19 protein-coding genes are annotated in these 17,153 nt (G+C 73.8%); 7 read left to right on the top strand and 12 right to left on the bottom strand.

From position 1 onward, the window contains the following. Positions 1-2: 2 nt before the first annotated feature. The 5 genes from ABT158_RS42685 to ABT158_RS42665 form a co-directional block, all read right to left on the bottom strand. Positions 3-791 (bottom strand): alpha/beta fold hydrolase, encoded by a 789-nt coding sequence (locus ABT158_RS42685; RefSeq protein WP_352363683.1) that lies wholly within the window; start codon positions 789-791, stop codon positions 3-5. Positions 792-989: 198 nt separating this feature from the next. Then, complete coding sequence (locus tag ABT158_RS42680) at positions 990-1,646, bottom strand: response regulator transcription factor (protein WP_352363681.1); 657 nt, start codon at positions 1,644-1,646, stop codon at positions 990-992. Next, complete coding sequence (locus ABT158_RS42675) at positions 1,643-2,794, bottom strand: sensor histidine kinase (protein ID WP_352363679.1); 1,152 nt, start codon at positions 2,792-2,794, stop codon at positions 1,643-1,645. Before ABT158_RS42675 ends, ABT158_RS42680 begins: the two co-directional genes overlap by 4 nt. 141 nt (positions 2,795-2,935) lie before the next feature. Then, the gene (locus ABT158_RS42670; RefSeq protein ID WP_352363677.1) at positions 2,936-3,757 is read right to left on the bottom strand and encodes an SDR family NAD(P)-dependent oxidoreductase; all 822 of its coding nucleotides are present in this window, start codon (positions 3,755-3,757) and stop codon (positions 2,936-2,938) included. Between the two features lie 90 nt (positions 3,758-3,847). Further along, complete coding sequence (locus ABT158_RS42665) at positions 3,848-4,324, bottom strand: NUDIX hydrolase (RefSeq protein ID WP_352363675.1); 477 nt, start codon at positions 4,322-4,324, stop codon at positions 3,848-3,850. Between the two features lie 198 nt (positions 4,325-4,522). Between ABT158_RS42665 and ABT158_RS42660 the strand changes: the two genes are divergently transcribed. Continuing rightward, positions 4,523-5,428, top strand: coding sequence for a glycoside hydrolase family protein (locus tag ABT158_RS42660; RefSeq protein ID WP_352363673.1), 906 nt, complete (start codon positions 4,523-4,525; stop codon positions 5,426-5,428). A 128-nt stretch (positions 5,429-5,556) separates the two neighbouring features. Here the strand turns inward: ABT158_RS42660 and ABT158_RS42655 are convergent, their stop codons facing one another. After that, entirely contained in the window at positions 5,557-6,507 is a 951-nt protein-coding gene (locus ABT158_RS42655; protein ID WP_352363671.1) for a sulfotransferase family protein, read from the bottom strand. 213 nt (positions 6,508-6,720) lie between these two features. Between ABT158_RS42655 and ABT158_RS42650 the strand changes: the two genes are divergently transcribed. Next, entirely contained in the window at positions 6,721-7,746 is a 1,026-nt protein-coding gene (locus ABT158_RS42650) for a hypothetical protein (RefSeq protein ID WP_352363669.1), read from the top strand. Positions 7,747-7,868: 122 nt separating this feature from the next. Here the strand turns inward: ABT158_RS42650 and ABT158_RS42645 are convergent, their stop codons facing one another. Further along, positions 7,869-9,323: an MFS transporter gene (locus ABT158_RS42645; RefSeq protein WP_352363667.1), complete on the bottom strand. Its 1,455-nt coding sequence runs from the start codon at positions 9,321-9,323 to the stop codon at positions 7,869-7,871. 98 nt (positions 9,324-9,421) lie between these two features. On the opposite strand from ABT158_RS42645, the gene ABT158_RS42640 reads away from it, so the two are divergent. Beyond that, the gene (locus tag ABT158_RS42640) at positions 9,422-9,841 is read left to right on the top strand and encodes a MarR family winged helix-turn-helix transcriptional regulator (protein WP_352363665.1); all 420 of its coding nucleotides are present in this window, start codon (positions 9,422-9,424) and stop codon (positions 9,839-9,841) included. A gap of 222 nt (positions 9,842-10,063) precedes the next feature. On the opposite strand, the gene ABT158_RS42635 is transcribed toward ABT158_RS42640, so the two are convergent. After that, positions 10,064-10,240, bottom strand: coding sequence for a hypothetical protein (locus ABT158_RS42635; protein ID WP_189650423.1), 177 nt, complete (start codon positions 10,238-10,240; stop codon positions 10,064-10,066). Positions 10,241-10,354: 114 nt separating this feature from the next. Here ABT158_RS42635 and ABT158_RS42630 point away from each other — a divergent pair, with 114 nt between their 5' ends. Together ABT158_RS42630 and ABT158_RS42625 are read left to right on the top strand one after the other, a co-directional pair. Continuing rightward, positions 10,355-10,807, top strand: coding sequence for a MarR family winged helix-turn-helix transcriptional regulator (locus tag ABT158_RS42630; RefSeq protein ID WP_364334850.1), 453 nt, complete (start codon positions 10,355-10,357; stop codon positions 10,805-10,807). A gap of 114 nt (positions 10,808-10,921) precedes the next feature. Beyond that, a complete protein-coding gene (locus tag ABT158_RS42625; protein ID WP_352363661.1) occupies positions 10,922-11,923 on the top strand; it encodes a serine hydrolase domain-containing protein in 1,002 nt (333 codons plus the stop codon). Positions 11,924-12,002: 79 nt separating this feature from the next. On the opposite strand, the gene ABT158_RS42620 is transcribed toward ABT158_RS42625, so the two are convergent. From ABT158_RS42620 to ABT158_RS42610, 3 genes are all read right to left on the bottom strand, one after another. Then, the gene (locus ABT158_RS42620; protein ID WP_352363659.1) at positions 12,003-12,839 is read right to left on the bottom strand and encodes an SMP-30/gluconolactonase/LRE family protein; all 837 of its coding nucleotides are present in this window, start codon (positions 12,837-12,839) and stop codon (positions 12,003-12,005) included. A gap of 80 nt (positions 12,840-12,919) precedes the next feature. Next, positions 12,920-13,384: a Clp protease N-terminal domain-containing protein gene (locus tag ABT158_RS42615; protein ID WP_352363657.1), complete on the bottom strand. Its 465-nt coding sequence runs from the start codon at positions 13,382-13,384 to the stop codon at positions 12,920-12,922. Then, positions 13,381-13,596: a hypothetical protein gene (locus tag ABT158_RS42610; RefSeq protein ID WP_352324434.1), complete on the bottom strand. Its 216-nt coding sequence runs from the start codon at positions 13,594-13,596 to the stop codon at positions 13,381-13,383. Before ABT158_RS42610 ends, ABT158_RS42615 begins: the two co-directional genes overlap by 4 nt. A 102-nt stretch (positions 13,597-13,698) precedes the next feature. Between ABT158_RS42610 and ABT158_RS42605 the strand changes: the two genes are divergently transcribed. Together ABT158_RS42605 and ABT158_RS42600 are read left to right on the top strand one after the other, a co-directional pair. After that, entirely contained in the window at positions 13,699-14,796 is a 1,098-nt protein-coding gene (locus ABT158_RS42605; RefSeq protein ID WP_352363655.1) for an enolase C-terminal domain-like protein, read from the top strand. A gap of 18 nt (positions 14,797-14,814) precedes the next feature. Beyond that, on the top strand, positions 14,815-16,605 hold the full coding sequence (locus tag ABT158_RS42600; protein WP_352363653.1) for a glycoside hydrolase family 15 protein: 1,791 nt from the start codon (positions 14,815-14,817) through the stop codon (positions 16,603-16,605). Here ABT158_RS42600 and ABT158_RS42595 read toward each other — a convergent pair. Continuing rightward, the gene (locus tag ABT158_RS42595) at positions 16,571-17,047 is read right to left on the bottom strand and encodes a hypothetical protein (RefSeq protein ID WP_352363651.1); all 477 of its coding nucleotides are present in this window, start codon (positions 17,045-17,047) and stop codon (positions 16,571-16,573) included. The two genes, ABT158_RS42600 and ABT158_RS42595, sit on opposite strands and share 35 nt — an antisense overlap. Between the last annotated feature and the right edge of the window lie 106 nt (positions 17,048-17,153).

The raw sequence follows: 17,153 nt of genomic DNA, 5'->3' as shown, positions 1-17,153 counted from the left end.
CCTCAGCCGGTCTTGCGGGCCTGGCCGTCGAGGAAGTCCGTCACGAGCGCCGCGAACTCCGCCGCCTGGTGCTCCAGCGGGATCACGCCGCCCTTGACCACGGCCTGGGTGCTGTGGGGAAGGGCGGCGGCCAGGCGTTCGAGCTCGGGGAAGGCGAAGGGGTCGTCGGTGGCGCCGACGACCAGCACCGGGCAGCGGACCAGCCCGACCCGCTCCTCCATCCGGTACGCCGCCACCGCCTCGTGCCCGCGCTCCACCTCCGGCAGGACCGTCAGCGCGTCACGGACGAACCGGGTCAGCAGCGGCCACGGGTAGTAGGGGGCCCGACGGCTCCACAACTCGCCCAGATGGGAGCCGTCGGACTGCTCGCGCACGGCGTCGATGGAGGAATGGCCCGCACGACGCCGCCGCCCGTCGGGGTCGACCATCGGCGTGGACGACAGCACCAGGGCGGTGACGCGGTCGGGCGCGCGCGCCGCCGTCTCGACCGCGATGACGCCGCCCGTGTGGTGCCCGGCCACGGCGGCTCGCGGCAGGCCGAGGGCGTCCATCAGGGCTAACACGCCGGCGGCGTAGGTCTCGATCGAGTGCTCGGGCGGGCGGGCGGAGTTGCCGAAGCCGAGCGTGTCCATGGCGATGGCCCGCCGGGTGCGGCCGAGCAGGGGGAGCACCTCGCGGTATTCGTCCCATGAGCGGGGGGTCTGGTGCAGCAGGAGCACCGGCTCGCCCGTGCCGCACGAGGCGTGGTGGATCTGGCCGAACGGGGTGTCGGCATAGCCGAATCTGATCACGGCGTCTCCTCCTGCCTGTTCACCAGGGGCGGACCGGCCCCGTCGCGCGGACGATCATCGCCGGGGCGCGCCCCCGGCCGTCCTCACGCCCTCACGATCGCAGACGGAACCCCGCCGCGCATCAGCCCCTGGTCTGACCTTGCACCACCCATCGGAAGGCCGCCGCTGAAGAACGCCTGCGAGCGCCGGACGACCCCGCTACCCGATCCGGTACCCCACGCCCGGCCGGGTGCTGATCACCGGCGGTTCGCCCAGCTTGCGGCGCAGCCGGCCGACGGTGACGGTCACGGTGTTGGTGAACGGGTCGGCGTGCTCGTCCCAGACCTGTTCGAGCAGGGCCTCGGCGCTCAGGAAGCCGGGCGACGCCCGCAGCAGCGCCTCCAGCACGGCGAACTCCTTGACCGACAGCTCAAGCGGACGGCCGTCCCGGGTGACGGTGTGCCGCACCGGGTCGAGCTCGATCCCGGCCCCGCGCAACGTGCGCGGCCGGGCGCCGGGACGGCGGCGCGCCAGCGCCCTCACCCGCAGCACCAGCTCCGGGAAGTGGAAGGGCTTGGCCAGGTAGTCGTCGGCGCCCAGAGTCAGCCCGCTCACCCGGTCGCCGGGCGAGCCGGCCGCGGTCAGCATCAGAACCATGGGACGTTCGTCCTGGTCGGTGAGCATCTGGCAGAGGGTGTCGCCGTGGATGCCCGGCAGGTCGCGGTCGAGCAGCACCACGTCGTAGGGGGCGAGGTCGAGCTTGGCCGCCGCCTCCAGCCCGTCGTGGGCGACGTCCACGGCCATGCCCTGGTCGCGCAGGCCCTCGGCGAGCACGGCGGCCAGCGCCCGCGCGTCCTCCACCACCAGCACCCTCATGCCGGCAGCCGCACGGTGGCGCGCAGCCCGCCCTCGGGGCGGGCCGCGAGGTCGAGGCCGCCGCCGTGCGCCTGCGCGACGGCCGCGACGATCGACAGGCCGAGCCCCGAGCCGTCCGCCGATCCGGTGCGGTCCGCGCCGAGCCGCTGGAACGGCCGCGCCAGCCGCGCCACCTGTCCGGGGTCGAGCCGGTCCCCGCCGGACTCCACGACCAGGCGCGCCCACCGGCCGTCGGCCGCGGCCTCGACCCTGATCCAGCCGCCGTCCTGGTTGTGGACGATCGCGTTGTCGACGAGGTTGTGCACCATACGCGTGACCAGCGCGACGCTGCCCCGCGTCCGCACCCCCTCCGCGACGCCCTCGTCGTCCAGGGTGAGGCGCCGGGCCGCGAGGTCGGCGGCGCGGGCGTCCACGGTCTGCCGCACCAGATCGCCGAGCATGATCGCGGCGGCGTCGGGCAGGCTGCCGTGCTGGGCGCGGGCCAGCGCGAGCAGGCCCTCCAGGAGCCGGTCGACCTGGTCGAGGTCGGTGCGCAGCCGGTCGGCCAGCACCAGCGTCTGGGCCGGTACGGGCTCCGGCTTGGCCACGGCGACGTCCAGCCGCGCCCGCATGGTGGCCAGCGGGGTGCGCAGCTCGTGCGAGGCGTCGGCGACGAACCGGCGTTGCGCGGCGAAGGCGCCCTCCAGACGGGCGAGCAGCCCGTCGATGGTGTCGGCCAGGTCCTTGACCTCGTCGGCCGGGCCCGGCACGGCCAGGCGTTCGTGCAGGTTGTCGGCGGAGATGCGGCGGGTGGCGGCGGTGATCGTACGCAGCGGGCGCAGCACCCGGCCCGCGACCACCCGGCCGAGCACGATCGACACCACGGCCATGACGGCCAGCGCGAGCACCGACCCGGCCAGGAGCTGGCGGGACTGCGTGGCGTGCACGTCGGCGAGCTGGGCCTGGAGCAGCGCGATGTACTCCTCGGCGGCGGCCGCGGCCGGCCGGCCGCCGGGCCGGCCCGGCACCGGCTCGGTCCGCGACAGCGGCATGCCGACGAGGTTGACCAGGACCAGCAGGCCCGCGCCGGAGGCCAGGAACAGCCCGCCGTACAGGAGGGTGAAGCGCAGGCGGACCGTACGTGCGGGCAGCCGGGGACGTGGCGGCATCTGTCTCCTTCCAGGGACTCCAGGATGCCGCCACCGACCTAACACCGGCATGACGGGGTCGGCCCTCGGCCACCCGCCACCCACGCCGGCGGCTGTGGGACCGGTCGGGCGGGCTCGACGAGCAGCCTGGCTACGCTCCCATTAGGCGGGCTCGACGAGGGCCTGGCTGCGCTCCCACAGGCGGCGAGCCAGGCCGGGGTCGTCCGCCAGGCGATGGACGGCCGAAGGGCGGCGCTTCTCGTAGTGGCCGCCGGGGGCCCAGTCGGCGCCCGGCCGCGAGGTGGCCAGCCAGACCAGGGTGTCGGCGCCCTGCTCGGGCGTGAGCAGGAACCGCTTCAGCGGCGTGTGGTAGAGCAGCCGCGCCGCGCTGTCGCCGCCGCCGGAGAAGTTGGTGGCCACCACGCCAGGGTGGAAGGAGGCCGCGGCCAGACCGTCCGCGCCGTGGCGGCGCTGGAGCTCGCGGGTGAACAGGATGTTGGCCAGCTTGGAGTTGGCGTACGCCCGGCTGCCCGAGTAGCGGCGCACCGCGTCGAGGTCGTCGAGGTCGAGCCGGGCGCGGGTGTTGACCAGGCTGGACGTCGTGACGACCGTGCCGCCGGCGGCCAGCAGCTGGGGCAGCAGCAGCGTGGTCAGCAGGAACGGCGCCAGATGGTTGACCTGGAAGGTCGCCTCGTGGCCGTCGGGCGTGGTGGTGCGCGAGCCCATGATGGCCCCGGCGTTGTTGACCAGCACGTCGATGGCCGGGTGGCGGTCGAGGAGGGTGGCCGCCAGGTCGCGTACCTCCGACAGGCGCGCGAAGTCGGCCACGTGGTGGTCGGCCGCGAGCTCCTTCGCCAGCGCCGCGGTCTTGCCGGCCGACCGGCCGACGAGGACGACCTCGTCGCCCCGCTGTCGCAGGGCGCGTGCCGCGGCGCGGCCGATGCCGTCGCTGGCGCCGGTCAGGACGATGGTCTTTCCCGCCATGGGCCCGATCCTTCCGCATCCGGCCCCCACCATAGATCGCCAGGCGGCCCACCCGCCACGCCGGGGGCGGCGCGGTCCAGGGGCGCGCGGTCAGTGGTCGGTGGTGAGGAAGCGGGCGGCCGGGGCGTCGGCGAGGGCGGCGTCGAGGCGGGCGCGCATGTCAGGGCTCAGGTCCGGCAGCTCCCGCAGGGGGAACCAGCGGGCCTCGCTGTTCTCGCCGTCGGCCGGATGGGGGTCGCCGGACTGCCAGCGGCAGCGGAACACCAGGTCCAGATAGCGGGCCCGGTCGCCGTTGGGGTAGGTGACCTCGCGCGTGACGTGCACCAGGGCCAGCCGCTCGGCGACGGCCCGTACGCCGGTCTCCTCGGCCACCTCGCGCAACGCGGCGTCGGCGGGCTGCTCACCCGGGTCGATGATGCCGGTCACGGGCGTCCAGGCGCCGGTGTCGCTCCGGCGGACCAGCAGCACCCGGTCCTCGTGCAGCACGACCGCGGTCACCCCGGACAACCACAGCGGCTCGGTGCCGATCTTCTCGCGCAGCGCGAGGACGAACTCAGGGGTTGGCATCGGCCCAGCATATGCGTGGGACGCCGGCCGCCGGAGGGGTCGCTGCGCGCCCGGCGCCGCGAAACGCGCCCGCACTTCCGGCGCGCCGGGGACGCGGCGGACGGCCATAACCCCATAAAGTCTATAGGTAATAAGGATAATCCCAAGGAGAGGTAAGCAGCCATGTCCGGCTCCACGTCCTGGCCTAGCCTCGGTTCCATGTCGATCGACGAGAACGCCCTGCTCCCCGATCCCGGCCGCGCCGTCGTGGCGGTCGAGCCGCCGGTCCCGGCGCACGGCCACTGGGCCGGGGCGCCGAGCGCCGTCGCCGCGGACGGGTTGATCTACCTCGCCTACCGTCTGCGCCGTCCGGTCGGCGAGGGCCGCGGGTACGCGGTCGTCGTCGCCCGCTCGTCCGACGGCGAGCGTTTCGAGCCGCTGACCACGATCACCCGCGAGGAGATGGACGCCGAGTCGCTGGAGCGGCCCGCCCTGGTCCGCACCCCGCAGGGACGCTGGCGGCTGTACCTGAGCTGCGCCACGCCCGGCACCAAGCACTGGCGGGTGGAGGTCGTCGAGGCCGCCGACCCCGCCGCGTTCGACCCGCGCACCCGCACGACGGTGCTGCCCGGCGACCCCAAGACCGGGGTCAAGGACACCGTGATCGTACGGCGCGGCGACGTGTGGCACCTGTGGGCCTCCTGCCACCCGCTGGCCGACCCCGACGAGGCCGACCGGATGGTGACCGACTACGCCACCAGCGCCGACGGCCTGGACTGGACCTGGCACGGCACCGCCCTGACCGGCCGCCCCGGCCTGTGGGACGCCCGCGGCGTCCGGATCAGCGCCGTGCGCTTCGACGGCGACCGGGTCGTGGCCTTCTACGACGGACGCGGCAGCGCGGAGGAGAACTACGAGGAGCGTACCGGCGTGGCCGTGGGCGCCGACCCCGACGCGCTGGCCGCCCTGGGCGACCGGCCCGCCGCGATGTCGCCGCACCACGGCGGCGGCCTGCGCTACCTCACCTTCGTCGACCTGCCGGACGGCGCCCTGCGCCTCTACTACGAGTACACACGCGCCGACGGCGCCCACGACCTGCGCACAGAACTCCGCCCGCCCCACTGACCACCCCGCTGACCACCCCGCTGCCCGCCCCGCTGCCCAGCCAGGTCCCGGCCAGGTCCCGGGTCGGCGGCGCGGTCAGCGCTCCCGCGGTCAGGGGTCCCGGGGTCCCGGGGGCAGGGGTCCCGTGGTCAGGGGGCGCGGCCGTTTCTGGCCTGGCGCTGGCCGGGCGGCCGGCTGCCGACCAGTCCGCCCGAACGTTCCCGCGGTCGCAGCCAGTCGCTGAAGTCCTCGCCGGTGACCTGCTGGAGCAGCTCGACGTCCGCCGCGAAGTAGGGGATCAGCCGCTGCCGCTGCGCCCACTCCAGCGGCCGGCGGGCCCGGCCGCGCCGCTGGAGCAGCCGCTCCAGCGGCCCGGACAGGGACGCGGGCAGGGCGCGGCGCAGGGCGGACAGCAACGCGTGCCGCGCGCCGGGGTCCGGGTGCGCGGTCACGTTCTCCCTCGGGACGCCGGTGAGCAGGCCCTGCCGCACGCCGAGGAAGCCGCAGATGCGGTCGAGGGTCTCGGCCGGACGGTCCACGATGTCCCGGTAACGGAAGATCAGCACCTGGTCGCGGGGGAACAGGGTGAACAGGTGGGCGAGCTGCCCGCCGTACCGGCCGAGGGCGGTGTAGTGCCAGAAGTGCGCCCATCCGGCCGCGATGCGCTCCGGCTCGGCCTCGCAGGCGCGGACGAGGTCGCCGATCGGCTCCAGGCCGGCCGACCACAGGTGGGTCCAGTTGGAGTGGGCGCGCTCGACCGGGTCGCGCAGGCTCACGATGAGCCGGACGTGCGGGATCGTCTCCCGGATGCGGCGTTGGGCGTCCAGGTCGTACAGGTAGAAGGGGGTGGACTCGCCGGCGAGGGTGCCGGGGGGAGCGGCGGCGAACAGCGCCTCGTAGTCCGCGCGCCGCCAGACGTGTTCCCGGTAGGTCTCGGCGTCGCCCGGTCCGCCTCGTCCGGGCGGTGGCCCGTCGGTGAGGAAGAACTTCGGCTCCTTGATGGGCGACAGGAACAGGTCGGGGTGCGGGTGCAGCGCGGTGTGCAGCGCCGTCGTCCCCGCTTTGGGCACGCCCGCGATCAGGAAATCAGGCAAGGGCACCGTTTTCCTCCCAGTGACGAGAACCGGTATTGCCTAACTTTCCTACCAATAGTGTGGGTAATTCAAGAGGCCGGAGCCGCTCCGCTCGTTCGGTCGCCGTCTTCGACGCCCCTCGGTCCGACCGCTAGGTTGATCTTGATCCACCACAATGGCCGAACGACCAGCAGGGTGATGCACTTGCGTGAAAGTCCCCACATCAGCGGAACATCTGCCGTGAGCCGTCGCGCGCTCCTTCGAACCGGGGCGGGGGTGGCGGCCGCCACCGCGGGCGGCGGCCTCTCGCTGTTCGCGACCGAACCGGCGTACGCGACCGTCCCGGCATCGCAGCGCTTCGTCTTCGAGGGGGCCGGCGGCGACCCCGTCGTACGGGCCACACTCCACCAGCCCTACTGGGCGATGCAGTCCTTCGCCTTCGACCACGTCCACGGGCACATCTACTTCGTGCAGACCAAGGTCGGCAGCACGAACGGCGACCTCTGGGTGACCAGGACCGACCTGCACGGCAAGGTGCTGGGCGCCATGGCGCTGCACGGGTTCGATCACGGCTCGTCGATGGCGATCCAGCCGGACACGGCCGAATCCCCCTATGTCTGGCTCGCGGGCGACTGGCGGAGCCTGTCCTCCGGCGCGGCCCCGAACAGCCACACGATCTGCCGCGTCAAGTACCGGGACGGGGGCGCGCTCGCCTACAAGGACGCGGGGGTTCGGGAGTTCCCGATCGGCCTCTCCGACTTCCGGGACTGTCCGAGACCCTCGATCGATCCCTACACCAACCGGTTGCTCGTCCGCTACATGGGAACGACGAGCCCGTGGCGCCTCGCGCTGTTCGACCTTCCCGCGGTCATCGGCAAGGGCATCAGCGACACCACTCCCGTCCTCGCCAAGCGCGCTCTGCCGACCAACGCCCAGCTCGGCCTCGCCGAATCCGACCACTTCCAGGGCGTGACCTCGTACGGCCAGTACGTGTACCTCTCCTACGGCGGTCCGCCCGCCAGGCCCACGGACCCGGCCAAGCCCTCCTACCTGGTCCGTCTCGACATGAACAAGGCCGGGGCCTCGGTGGAGGAGGTCTACCGGACGAGGGCGGGGGAGTCCCTGCCCGGTCGCGAGCCTCAGGGAATGGCGATCTGGCGATCGTCGGACGGGCCGCGCCTGGCGTTCGGCTTCTCCAGCAAGATCAGCGGCAGCCCCGACGAGTTCCGGGCCACCGTCTTCTACAAGAGCGACCTCACCGGCTGAGCCGTCCGAACCGCCGCGGTCCCGGCGGTCGGTCCCGAAGGTCGGTCCCGAAGGTCGGTCCCGAAGGTCGGTCCCGACGGTCGGCCCCGACGGTCGCCCGCGGCGACCGGCTCCGTCCGCCGTCAGCGGCGGGCGGGTGAGGCCGCCGCGGCGGCCTCGTCCCCGGCCGCCCGGCCATCGGGACGGCCCGGCAGCGCCATGGTGACGGCCGCCGCGGCCAGCGCCGCCCCGCAGCCGACCAGCATCCCGGTACGGAAGCCGGCCTCCGACGGCAGCGTGTGCCCGCCCAGCCGGATCGTCAGCTGCGACAGGATCACGCCGACGACCGCCGCCGAGACCGTCGTCCCGATCGAGCGCATCAGCGTGTTGAAGCTGTTGGCCGCGGCCGTCTCCGACCGGGGCACCGCGCCCATGATGAGGGCGGGCATCGCCCCGTAGGCCAGGCCGACGCCGAGGCTGCACACGCAGGTGACGACCAGCATGCCCCAGGCCGAGCCCAGCAGGCCCATGGAGGAGCCGTAGCCGAGCGCCATGACCAGGCTCCCGGCGATCAGGGTGACCTTCGGGCCGCGGGCGGCCGACAGCCGGGCGCCGAGCGGCGAGACCACCATCATCATCAGGCCGGAGGGGGCCATCCACAGGCCGGCGGCCAGCATCGACTGGCCCAGCCCGTAGCCGGTGGCCGCGGGGAGCTGGAGGATCTGCATGACGATCAGCGCCTGGGCGTACATCGAGAAGCCGACCATGATGGAGGCGAGGTTGGTCAGCAGCACCTGCCGCCGGGCGGTCACCCGCAGGTCCACCAGCGGCTCCGCGGCGCGCAGTTCCCACAAGGCCCACGCCGGCAGGACCAGCGCGGCCGCGCCCAGCAGGCCGAGCGTGGTGGCGCTCGCCCAGCCCCAGTCGGCGCCCTTGGAGACCCCCAGCAGCAGGCACACCAGCCCCGCGCCGAGGCCGAGCGCGCCCGGCACGTCCAGCCGCCCGGCCGCGCCCGCGCGGGGCAGCGGGGGAGCAGGCGGCACCAGCACCCGGATCAGCACCGCGATCAGCACGCTCAGCACGGCCGAGCCCCAGAACAGCACCCGCCAGCTCGCGTACTCGGCGACCGCGGCCGCGACCGGCAGGCCGAGGGCCCCGCCGATGCCCATGGACGAGCTCATCAGCGCGATCGAGGGGCCGAGCCGGTCGGGCGGCAGCAGGTCGCGCAGGGCGCTGATGCCGAGCGGGATCAGGCCCATGCCCATGCCCTGTAACCCGCGCCCGACGATCATGGGGGCGAGCGACCCGGCCAGCGAGCAGATCACCGACCCGGCGATCAGCGGCGCGGTGCAGACGAGCATCATGCGGCGCTTGCCGTACAGGTCGCCGAGGCGTCCGGTGACCGGCGTGGCGACCGCGCCGGCCAGCAGGGTGGCGGTGATCACCCAGGAGGCGTCGGAGGCGGTGCTGTGCAGCAGCCGCGGCAGCTCGCCGATCAGCGGCACGACCAGGGTCTGCATGAGCGAGGCGACGATGCCGGCCACCGCCATCACGCTGACGATGCCGCCGGGGCGGGCGGTGGATGTGGAGCCCCCCACGTTGTTCTCCCGTCGTCGAAGGATGTGCACGCTACACATCATGTGTTACGTACACAATTCATGTAAGGTGCACATATCTCGCGAAAGGGGGGATTGGGATGGAAAAGCCCACACATCTCATCGAGTTCGAGACGATGTTGCTCGGCCGGCACCGGCACTACGACCGCAGTGCCCACCTCCTGCTGCGACGGCTGCACGGCTCGGGCCCGATGTCCATCGGGCAGCTCAGCGACGCCTTCGGCCTGGACGTCTCCACCCTCAACCGGCACACCTCGGCCCTCCTGCGCGCCGGCCTGGTCGAACGCATCCCCGACCCCGAGGGCGGCATCGCCCGCAAGTTCCGCCTCACCCCGGAGGGCGAGCGCAGCCTCACCGAGGAGCGCGAGAGAAACGTGCGCGGCCTGGAGAAGGTGATGGCCGACTGGTCGCCGGAGGACGTCGCCGCCTTCGCCGCCTACCTCAGGCGCTTCAACACCGACATCGAACGCCTGGCCGGGCGCCCCTGGCCGCGTGCCTGAGCCGGGCCTTCCGAGCCCTGACACGCGCGAGGGCCCCCCGCCGGGACGGGCGGGGGGCCCTCAACGCGTGGGCACCGGTGTGCGTGTCGCCTCTCGGCGAGGGGCACAACGCGGCTCCAGCCGAACGGTAGTCCGCGAAGGCGATAGGTGAGGCCCGGGGACACTGGGCACACCGGCCACGAGGGATGTAACGGCGGCCGCCGCCGGGATGTTCCCGGCAGATCAGGCGAAGTGCATGACGATGGCCAGACCGACGAGGTGCGTGACCACCACCACGACCAGCAGCGTGACGAACACGAACTTGGCCGGGCCGTGCTCGAAGTGCTTGCCCTCCTTCAGCGGAGGCAGTTTGGCCTGACGCTCGGCGATGCGCTCCTCCAGCGGCTTGCGGTGAAACATGAGGTGTCCCTCTTTCGGCGGCCCGGCCACGGGTACGATTTGTGTGGCATCGATTTGCAGGCTATTAGTTTGTACACAAAGTAAGTTACCAGACGGCATCGGAGGCGTACACGCATGGAGCCTGTGACAGAGGCGACAGACCTGCTGGCGCTCGACCGGCAGGTGTGCTTCGCCCTCAGCATCGCCTCGCGCAGCGTGATCGGCCTCTACCGGCCGCTCCTGCAGCCTTTCGGGCTGACCCACCCCCAGTACCTGGTGATGCTGGCCCTCTGGCAGCAGGAACCGCTGTCGGTCAAGGAGCTGGGCGAGCTCCTGCAGCTCGACCCCGGCACGTTGTCCCCGCTGCTCAAGCGGCTGGAGGCGCTGGGCTACGTCCACCGCGAGCGCAACAGCAAGGACGAGCGCGCGCTGGCCGTCACCCTGACGCCCGCCGGCCGGCAGCTCAGGGCCGAGGCGGAGAAGATCCCGCCGGCCATCGTCGCCCGGCTCGGCATGGACCTCGACGAGCTCCAGGACCTGCACGCCGCGCTGATGCGGCTGATCGCCTCGGCCCGCCGCGACGCCTGACCCGGCCCGCCGCACGCCGCCTGCCGCTGATAAGCAACCGCAGTTGACTATGTCCCCGATAGTCAACTACGGTTGCTTGCGTTCGCGAATCCCCTTCGTGTCGCTGGAGGCAGCATGTCCATGAATCACGCCGATCGTCCGAGGTTGCGGCAGGTGCTCGACCGGCTGGTGGCCGGCGACCGCGGGCCCGGCGTCGTGGCCGAGGTCCGGGACGGCGACGACCCGCCGTGGTTCGGCGCCGCGGGCGTGGCCGACCTGGAGACCGGCCGCCCCCGCGGCCCCGGCGAGCACTTCCGCATCGGCAGCTTCACCAAGGCGTTCGTCGGGACCGTCGTGCTGGGCCTGGCGGCCGACGGCGACCTGGCCCTGGACGCCCCCGTGACCACCTGGCTGCCCGGCGTCGTCGAGGAGCACTTCCCCGGCGCCGACGCCGCCCGCATCACCCTGCGGCTGCTGCTCAACCACACCAGCGGCCTGCCGGACGCGCTCCCGGGCCAGGAGACCCCGCCCGCCGGGAAGCCGGGCGAGCGGTTCGTCTACTCCAAGGTCAACTACAACCTGGCCGGGATGATCATCGAGGCGGCGTCCGGCTCGACGCTCGCCGAGCAGATCGACCGCCGCGTCGCGGCCCCGCTGGGGCTGACCGGGACGTACCTGCCCGCGGCCGGCGAAGGGCTGCGCGACCCGCACGCCCGCCACTACTCCGGCCAGGACGAGACCGGCCAGGATACGGCCCGCCACGACGTGACCGGCGCCGACCTGTCATGGGCCTGGGCCGCCGGCGGCATGGTCTCGACCACGGCCGACCTCCACCGCTTCCTGGCCGCACTGCTGGGCGGGCGGCTGCTCCCGCCCGCGCAGCAGGAGGAGATGTTCACCACCGTGCCCACCGAAGGCGCCGGCTGGGTGCCCGACACCCGGTACGGGCTCGGCGTCTACTCCCAGCGTTTCCCGTCCGGGGTCACGCTCTGGGGCGGGGGCGGCTACATCCAGGGGTCGATGACATACGCGATGGGCGACCGGCAGGGCCGCCACACCCTGGTCGCCAACGTGAACGGCGACTGGGGCGACTTCCTGGGGACCTGCGCCGAGCTGTTCCAGGCCGACTTCGGCTGACTGCGCGGGTTCCAGGCCGACTTCGGCTGACGGCGCAGGCCCCTGGCCGACTTCGGCTGACGGCGCGGGCCCCACCGGCTCAGACGAGCCCGGGGACGGTCACGTCGGCCGTCCTGACCTCGCCTGTCCGGCCGGCGAACATCTCCCCCATCCGCTCGACGCCCGGGAACACCGCGACCGTCATGAACAAGGTCCGGCCGTCCGGGCCGCCGAGCGCGGCGGCGAAGCAGGCCCGGTCGAGCTCGATCCGGTCGGTCACCTCGCCGCCCTCGCGCACCCGTACGCAGGCGGCCCCCTGTTCGTCGTCCACCTGGGTCCAGATCGCGCCCTCGGCGTCCATGCAGATGCCGTCGCCGCCGATGGGCGCCCACACCCGCCGGCCGGACAGCCCGCCGTCCGCGCCGATGTCGAACGCCGTCAGCCGCCGCGTCCAGGACTCGGCCACGACCAGCGTGGAGCCGTCCGGGGTCACCGCCATCCCGTTGGGGAAGTACAGGTCCTCGGCGACCACCCGGGCCTCGCCGTCGGGGCCGACCAGCGCGATCACGCCGGGCGCGAAGTCGGCCCGGCCGAAGTCGAAGCCGACGCAGTTCACGTAGATCCGGCCGCGGCCGTCCACGACGACCTCGTTCGGCCCGGGCGGCAGCGCGCCCAGGTCGGCGTGGACGGACGTCGTGCCGTCCGGCTCCACGCGCAGCAGCTCGTGCTCGCCGGTCACCAGCAGGCGGCCGTCGGGCAGCCAGCCGAGGCAGAACCCGGCGGGTTTCGGGCCGCGGGCGACCACCTCGCGCTCGCCGTCCGGGGTGACGGCGACGATCTCCTGCACCCCCCAGTGGGAGAACCACAGCCGGCCCTCGTGCCAGCGCGGCGACTCGCCCACGCACAACCCGGTCACCAATGTCTTCGTCTCGGTCATGTCGTCATGCCTCCTTCTGCCCTCTACACGAAAGGCGGAGGCCCGGATCGACATCGCCGGGAAAAAGATTCGCGCGGAATCTACAGGGCCGCGCGGGCGCGCTCGGCCAGCGCGGCGCGGTCGACCCCCGCCAGGGCCAGCGCCCGCGGGACCGTGCCCACCTCGGCCTGCAGGACGCCGAGCAGCACGTGAACCGGCCGCAGGTCCTTCTTGCGGCAAGTGGCGGCAAGCCGCTCGATCGCCAGCCTGACCGACGCCCCGAGCTGCGGCCGCCGCTCGGGGTCGGGCGTCGAACGCAGGTCGAAGGCGGCCGCCGACACCCCGGCCGCGGCGAGGCTGTGCTCGAACTCCCGCCGCAACGCCGCCCGCACCCCCGCCTGGTCGAGCCCGGCCTCGGCCAGGATCGGCCGCGCCGCGGTGTCCTGCGGCGCCGCCATGGCCAGCAGCACGTGGTGGGCCTCGATCGTGGGGGAGCTCTCCGCGCGCGCCTCGGCCTCCCCCCGGACCAGCACGTCGTGCAGGTAGCGGTCGAACGCGCCGCTCATGCCCGCCTCCTCAGCTCGACCCCGGCCGCGATGAGCCGCTTGGCGTGCTTCTTGTGGACCGCCTGGCGGGTGACGCCGAGCGCCTCGGCCACCTGCGGCCAGCTCCAGCCCGCCCGCATCGCCTGCTCCACGGCGGCGTCCTCCAGCTGGTCGGCCAGGCGGCGCAGCGCGACCACGGCCGCGAGCGCGTCCGCGGGCTCCTTGACTGACATTCCAGCCACCCTAGGCGTCCGCCCCCGGAACAGGCAATTCAGGTTGCTTAAAAGGCGGCCGATGCGTCATCCCGGGAGCCACCGGGTAGGGCCAGGGAGGTCATGAGCACGATCGAGAACGCCGGGGCCGCCGCCTACCGCATCCCCACCGACCAGCCGGAAGGCGACGGCACGCTGGCCTGGCGGTCCACCACCATGGTCGTCGTCACCCTGGCCGCCGCGGGCGTCACCGGCACCGGCTGGACCTACGCCCCGGCCGCCGCCGCCTCGGTCGTCACCGAGCTGCTGGCCGGCGTGCTGACCGGCGCGGACGCCGCCGACATCCCCGCCCTGCACGCCGCGATGGTCCGGCAGGTGCGGAACGCGGGCCGTCCCGGCGTCGCCGGCTACGCCGTCTCGGCCGCCGACGTGGCGCTGTGGGACCTCAAGGCGCGCCTGCTCGGCCTGCCGCTGACCCGCCTGTTCGGCGCCGCCCGGCCCGAGGTCCCCCTGTACGGCTCGGGCGGCTTCACCACCTACGACGACGAGGCCACCACCGCCCAGCTCGCCCACTGGGTGCACGAGCAGGGCATCGGCCGCGTCAAGATCAAGATCGGCGAGTCGTCCGGCGCCCGCCCCGACCGCGACCTGCATCGCGTGGCCCTGGCCCGGCGCGTCATCGGCGACCGGGCCGAGCTGTACGTCGACGCCAACGGCGGCTACACCGCCAAACAGGCCGTCCGCCTGGCCGCGCGCATGCGCGAGCACGACGTGACCTGGTTCGAGGAGCCCGTCTCCTCCGACGACCTGCCGGGCCTGCGGCTCGTCCGCGAGCGGGCCGCCCCCGACGTCACCGCCGGCGAGTACGGCTGCGACCCCGCCTACTTCACCCGCATGTGCCAGGCCCAGGCCGTCGACTGCCTTCAGGTCGACGCCACCCGCTGCGGCGGCTACACCGGCTGGTTCGCCGCCGCCGCGATCGCCGCGGGCCACAACCTGCAGGTGTCCGCCCACTGCGCGCCCAACCTGCACCTCCCGGCCGCCGCGAGCACCGCCAACCTGCGTCACGTCGAATGGTTCCACGACCACCAGCGCATCGAGGCCGACCTGTTCGACGGCGCCGCCGACCCCTCCGGCGGCCTGGCCCGCCCCCGGCCCGACGCCCCCGGCCACGGGCTGGAGCTGCGCGCCGCCGCCGCCGAACCCCACCGCGTGGCCTGACGGAAGGAGCGGGCGCCGATGCGGATCGAGGACTACGCCCTGATCGGCGACATGCACACCGCCGCGCTCGTCGGCCGCGACGGCTCGATCGACTGGTTGTGCCTGCCCCGCTTCGACTCGCCCGCCTGCTTCGCCGCGCTGCTCGACGGCCCGTCCGCCGGACGCTGGCTGCTGGCCCCCGCCGGCGGCGGCCGGGCCACCTCCCGCGGCTACCGCGAGGGCACCCTCATCCTGGAGACCACCTGGGACGGCCCCGGCGGCAGCGTCCGGGTGGTGGACTTCATGCCGCCCCGCGGCGAGGCCCCCGACGTCGTGCGCATCGTCGAGGGCGTGCGCGGCCGGGTCGAGATGACCATGGAACTGGTGCTGCGCTTCGACTACGGCCACGACGTCCCGTGGCTGCGCTACGAGCCCGGCGTGCTGGCCGCGGTCGCCGGCGGCGACGCCACCTGGCTGCGCACCCCGGTCGAGCTGTGCCCGGACGCCGACCGGCACCGCACCACCGCCTCCTTCACGGTGGGGGAGGGGCAGCGGGTGCCGTTCGCGCTGACCTGGCAGCAGTCGTGGCTGCCGCGCCCGGAACCGGTCGACCCGCCCGAGGCGCTGGCCGACACCGAACGGCTGTGGCGCGAGTGGGCCCGCCGGTGCGGCTACCAGGGTGACTACGACGAGGCCGTCCGCACGAGCCTGCTCACCCTCAAGGCCCTCACCTACGCCCCCACCGGCGGGCTCGTCGCCGCCGCCACCACCTCGCTGCCCGAGCAGCTGGGCGGCCCGCGCAACTGGGACTACCGCTACTGCTGGCTGCGCGACGCCAGCTTCACCCTCCAGGCCATGATGACCGCGGGCTACGACGCCGAGGCGCGCGCCTGGCGCGAATGGCTGCTGCGGGCCGTCGCCGGGCACCCCGCCGACCTGCAGATCATGTACACCGTCGAGGGCGGCCGGCGCATCCCCGAATGGACCGCCGACTGGTTGTCGGGCTACGAGGCGTCCCAGCCGGTACGCGTCGGCAACGCCGCCTCCGGGCAGCTCCAGCTCGACGTCTACGGCGAGACCCTCGACTGCCTGCACCTGGCCCGCCGGTCCGGCCTGGCCGTCGACGACGAGGCCTGGGACCTGCAGAACGCCCTGATGAACTACCTCGAAGGCATCTGGGACCAGCCGGACAACGGGCTGTGGGAGACCCGGGGGCCGCGCCGCCAGTTCGTGCACTCCAAGGTGCTGGCCTGGGTCGCGGCCGACCGCATGATCCAGGCCGTCGAGGCGTTCGGCCGCGACGGCCCGGCCGGCCGCTGGCGCGCCCTGCGCGAACGCATCCACCAGGACGTCTGCGCCCACGGCTACGACGCCGAACGCAACACCTTCACCCAGTACTACGGCTCGACCGGCCTGGACGCGGCCCTGCTGCTCATCCCGCGCCTCGGCTTCCTGCCGCCCGGCGACCCGCGCGTCGTCGGCACCGTGGACGCGATCGCCCGCGACCTGGTCCACGACGGTCTCGTCCTGCGTTACCGGGCCGAGGACGTCGACGGCCTGCCCGGCGGCGAGGGCACCTTCCTGGCCTGCTCCTTCTGGCTGGCCGACGCCCTGGCCGCGACCGGCCGCCGGCGCCGGGCCACCGAGCTGTTCGAACGGCTGCTCGGCCTGCGCAACGACGTCGGCCTGCTGTCGGAGGAGTACGACACCGTGCACCACCGGCAGGTCGGCAACTTCCCGCAGGCCTACAGCCACGTCTCGGTGATCAACACCGCGACCGTCCTGTCGGGCCGGTTCAGGCCTGGGCGCCCTCGGCGTCAAGCCGGGTGAAGGTGGCCCCGTGCAGCACGGCGCGGGCGCCGAGCACGTGCCCGTCGCACATCCTGGTCACCGTCCCGGCCTGGTCGGTCACCTTCCACCGGACCAGCTCCTGGCAGGGCCGGCCGGCCCGGTCCTGCGGCCAGGTGCGGTGGCAGACCCGGCACTCGGTGATGTTCGCCCGGTAGGACAGGGTGTTGCCGTGCTCGGGGCAGACGCCCCACGGCATGCCGCAGACCTGCTCGCGCTGCGCCCGCAGCCGGGCCAGGTCGCCGGCCGCCCGTTGCAGGTCCTCGCCGCCCCGGTCCAGCCAGTCGGCGGCGTGCCGCGCGGCCCGGAGCTGGTCGCCCTCGGGGGACCCGGCGGGCTCGGTGTCGCACAGCGAGCGCACCTCGGCGGCGAGGTCCTGGGCGCGGCGCGCGAGGTCGCGCAGCTGGGCGGGGGTGACAGTCATGAGGGCTCTCATCTCGTCAGGGCCGGGCGGCAACGGTGGGCGACGGTCACGCGACGGGAACGGCCGGCCGGCCGCTCCCGCCCTCCAGTCTCCTCAGCCCGGCGCG

This window comes from Nonomuraea sp. NPDC001636, from assembly GCF_040298265.1.
In the GTDB taxonomy this organism is placed as follows: domain Bacteria; phylum Actinomycetota; class Actinomycetes; order Streptosporangiales; family Streptosporangiaceae; genus Nonomuraea.
This window is presented reverse-complemented; position numbering and strand designations above follow the sequence as displayed.

Excerpts from the sequence above, each read along its gene's own strand:
- ABT158_RS42680 (WP_352363681.1), bottom strand. The coding sequence starts at position 1,646 with ATGAGGGTGCTGGTGGTGGAGGACGCGCGGGCGCTGGCCGCCGTGCTC.
- ABT158_RS42675 (WP_352363679.1), bottom strand. The coding sequence starts at position 2,794 with ATGCCGCCACGTCCCCGGCTGCCCGCACGTACGGTCCGCCTGCGCTTC.
- ABT158_RS42670 (WP_352363677.1), bottom strand. The coding sequence starts at position 3,757 with ATGGCGGGAAAGACCATCGTCCTGACCGGCGCCAGCGACGGCATCGGC.
- ABT158_RS42665 (WP_352363675.1), bottom strand. The coding sequence starts at position 4,324 with ATGCCAACCCCTGAGTTCGTCCTCGCGCTGCGCGAGAAGATCGGCACC.
- ABT158_RS42660 (WP_352363673.1), top strand. The coding sequence starts at position 4,523 with ATGTCGATCGACGAGAACGCCCTGCTCCCCGATCCCGGCCGCGCCGTC.
- ABT158_RS42640 (WP_352363665.1), top strand. The coding sequence starts at position 9,422 with ATGGAAAAGCCCACACATCTCATCGAGTTCGAGACGATGTTGCTCGGC.
- ABT158_RS42635 (WP_189650423.1), bottom strand. The coding sequence starts at position 10,240 with ATGTTTCACCGCAAGCCGCTGGAGGAGCGCATCGCCGAGCGTCAGGCC.
- ABT158_RS42630 (WP_364334850.1), top strand. The coding sequence starts at position 10,355 with ATGGAGCCTGTGACAGAGGCGACAGACCTGCTGGCGCTCGACCGGCAG.
- ABT158_RS42625 (WP_352363661.1), top strand. The coding sequence starts at position 10,922 with ATGTCCATGAATCACGCCGATCGTCCGAGGTTGCGGCAGGTGCTCGAC.
- ABT158_RS42620 (WP_352363659.1), bottom strand. The coding sequence starts at position 12,839 with ATGACCGAGACGAAGACATTGGTGACCGGGTTGTGCGTGGGCGAGTCG.
- ABT158_RS42615 (WP_352363657.1), bottom strand. The coding sequence starts at position 13,384 with ATGAGCGGCGCGTTCGACCGCTACCTGCACGACGTGCTGGTCCGGGGG.
- ABT158_RS42610 (WP_352324434.1), bottom strand. The coding sequence starts at position 13,596 with ATGTCAGTCAAGGAGCCCGCGGACGCGCTCGCGGCCGTGGTCGCGCTG.
- ABT158_RS42605 (WP_352363655.1), top strand. The coding sequence starts at position 13,699 with ATGAGCACGATCGAGAACGCCGGGGCCGCCGCCTACCGCATCCCCACC.
- ABT158_RS42600 (WP_352363653.1), top strand. The coding sequence starts at position 14,815 with ATGCGGATCGAGGACTACGCCCTGATCGGCGACATGCACACCGCCGCG.
- ABT158_RS42595 (WP_352363651.1), bottom strand. The coding sequence starts at position 17,047 with ATGACTGTCACCCCCGCCCAGCTGCGCGACCTCGCGCGCCGCGCCCAG.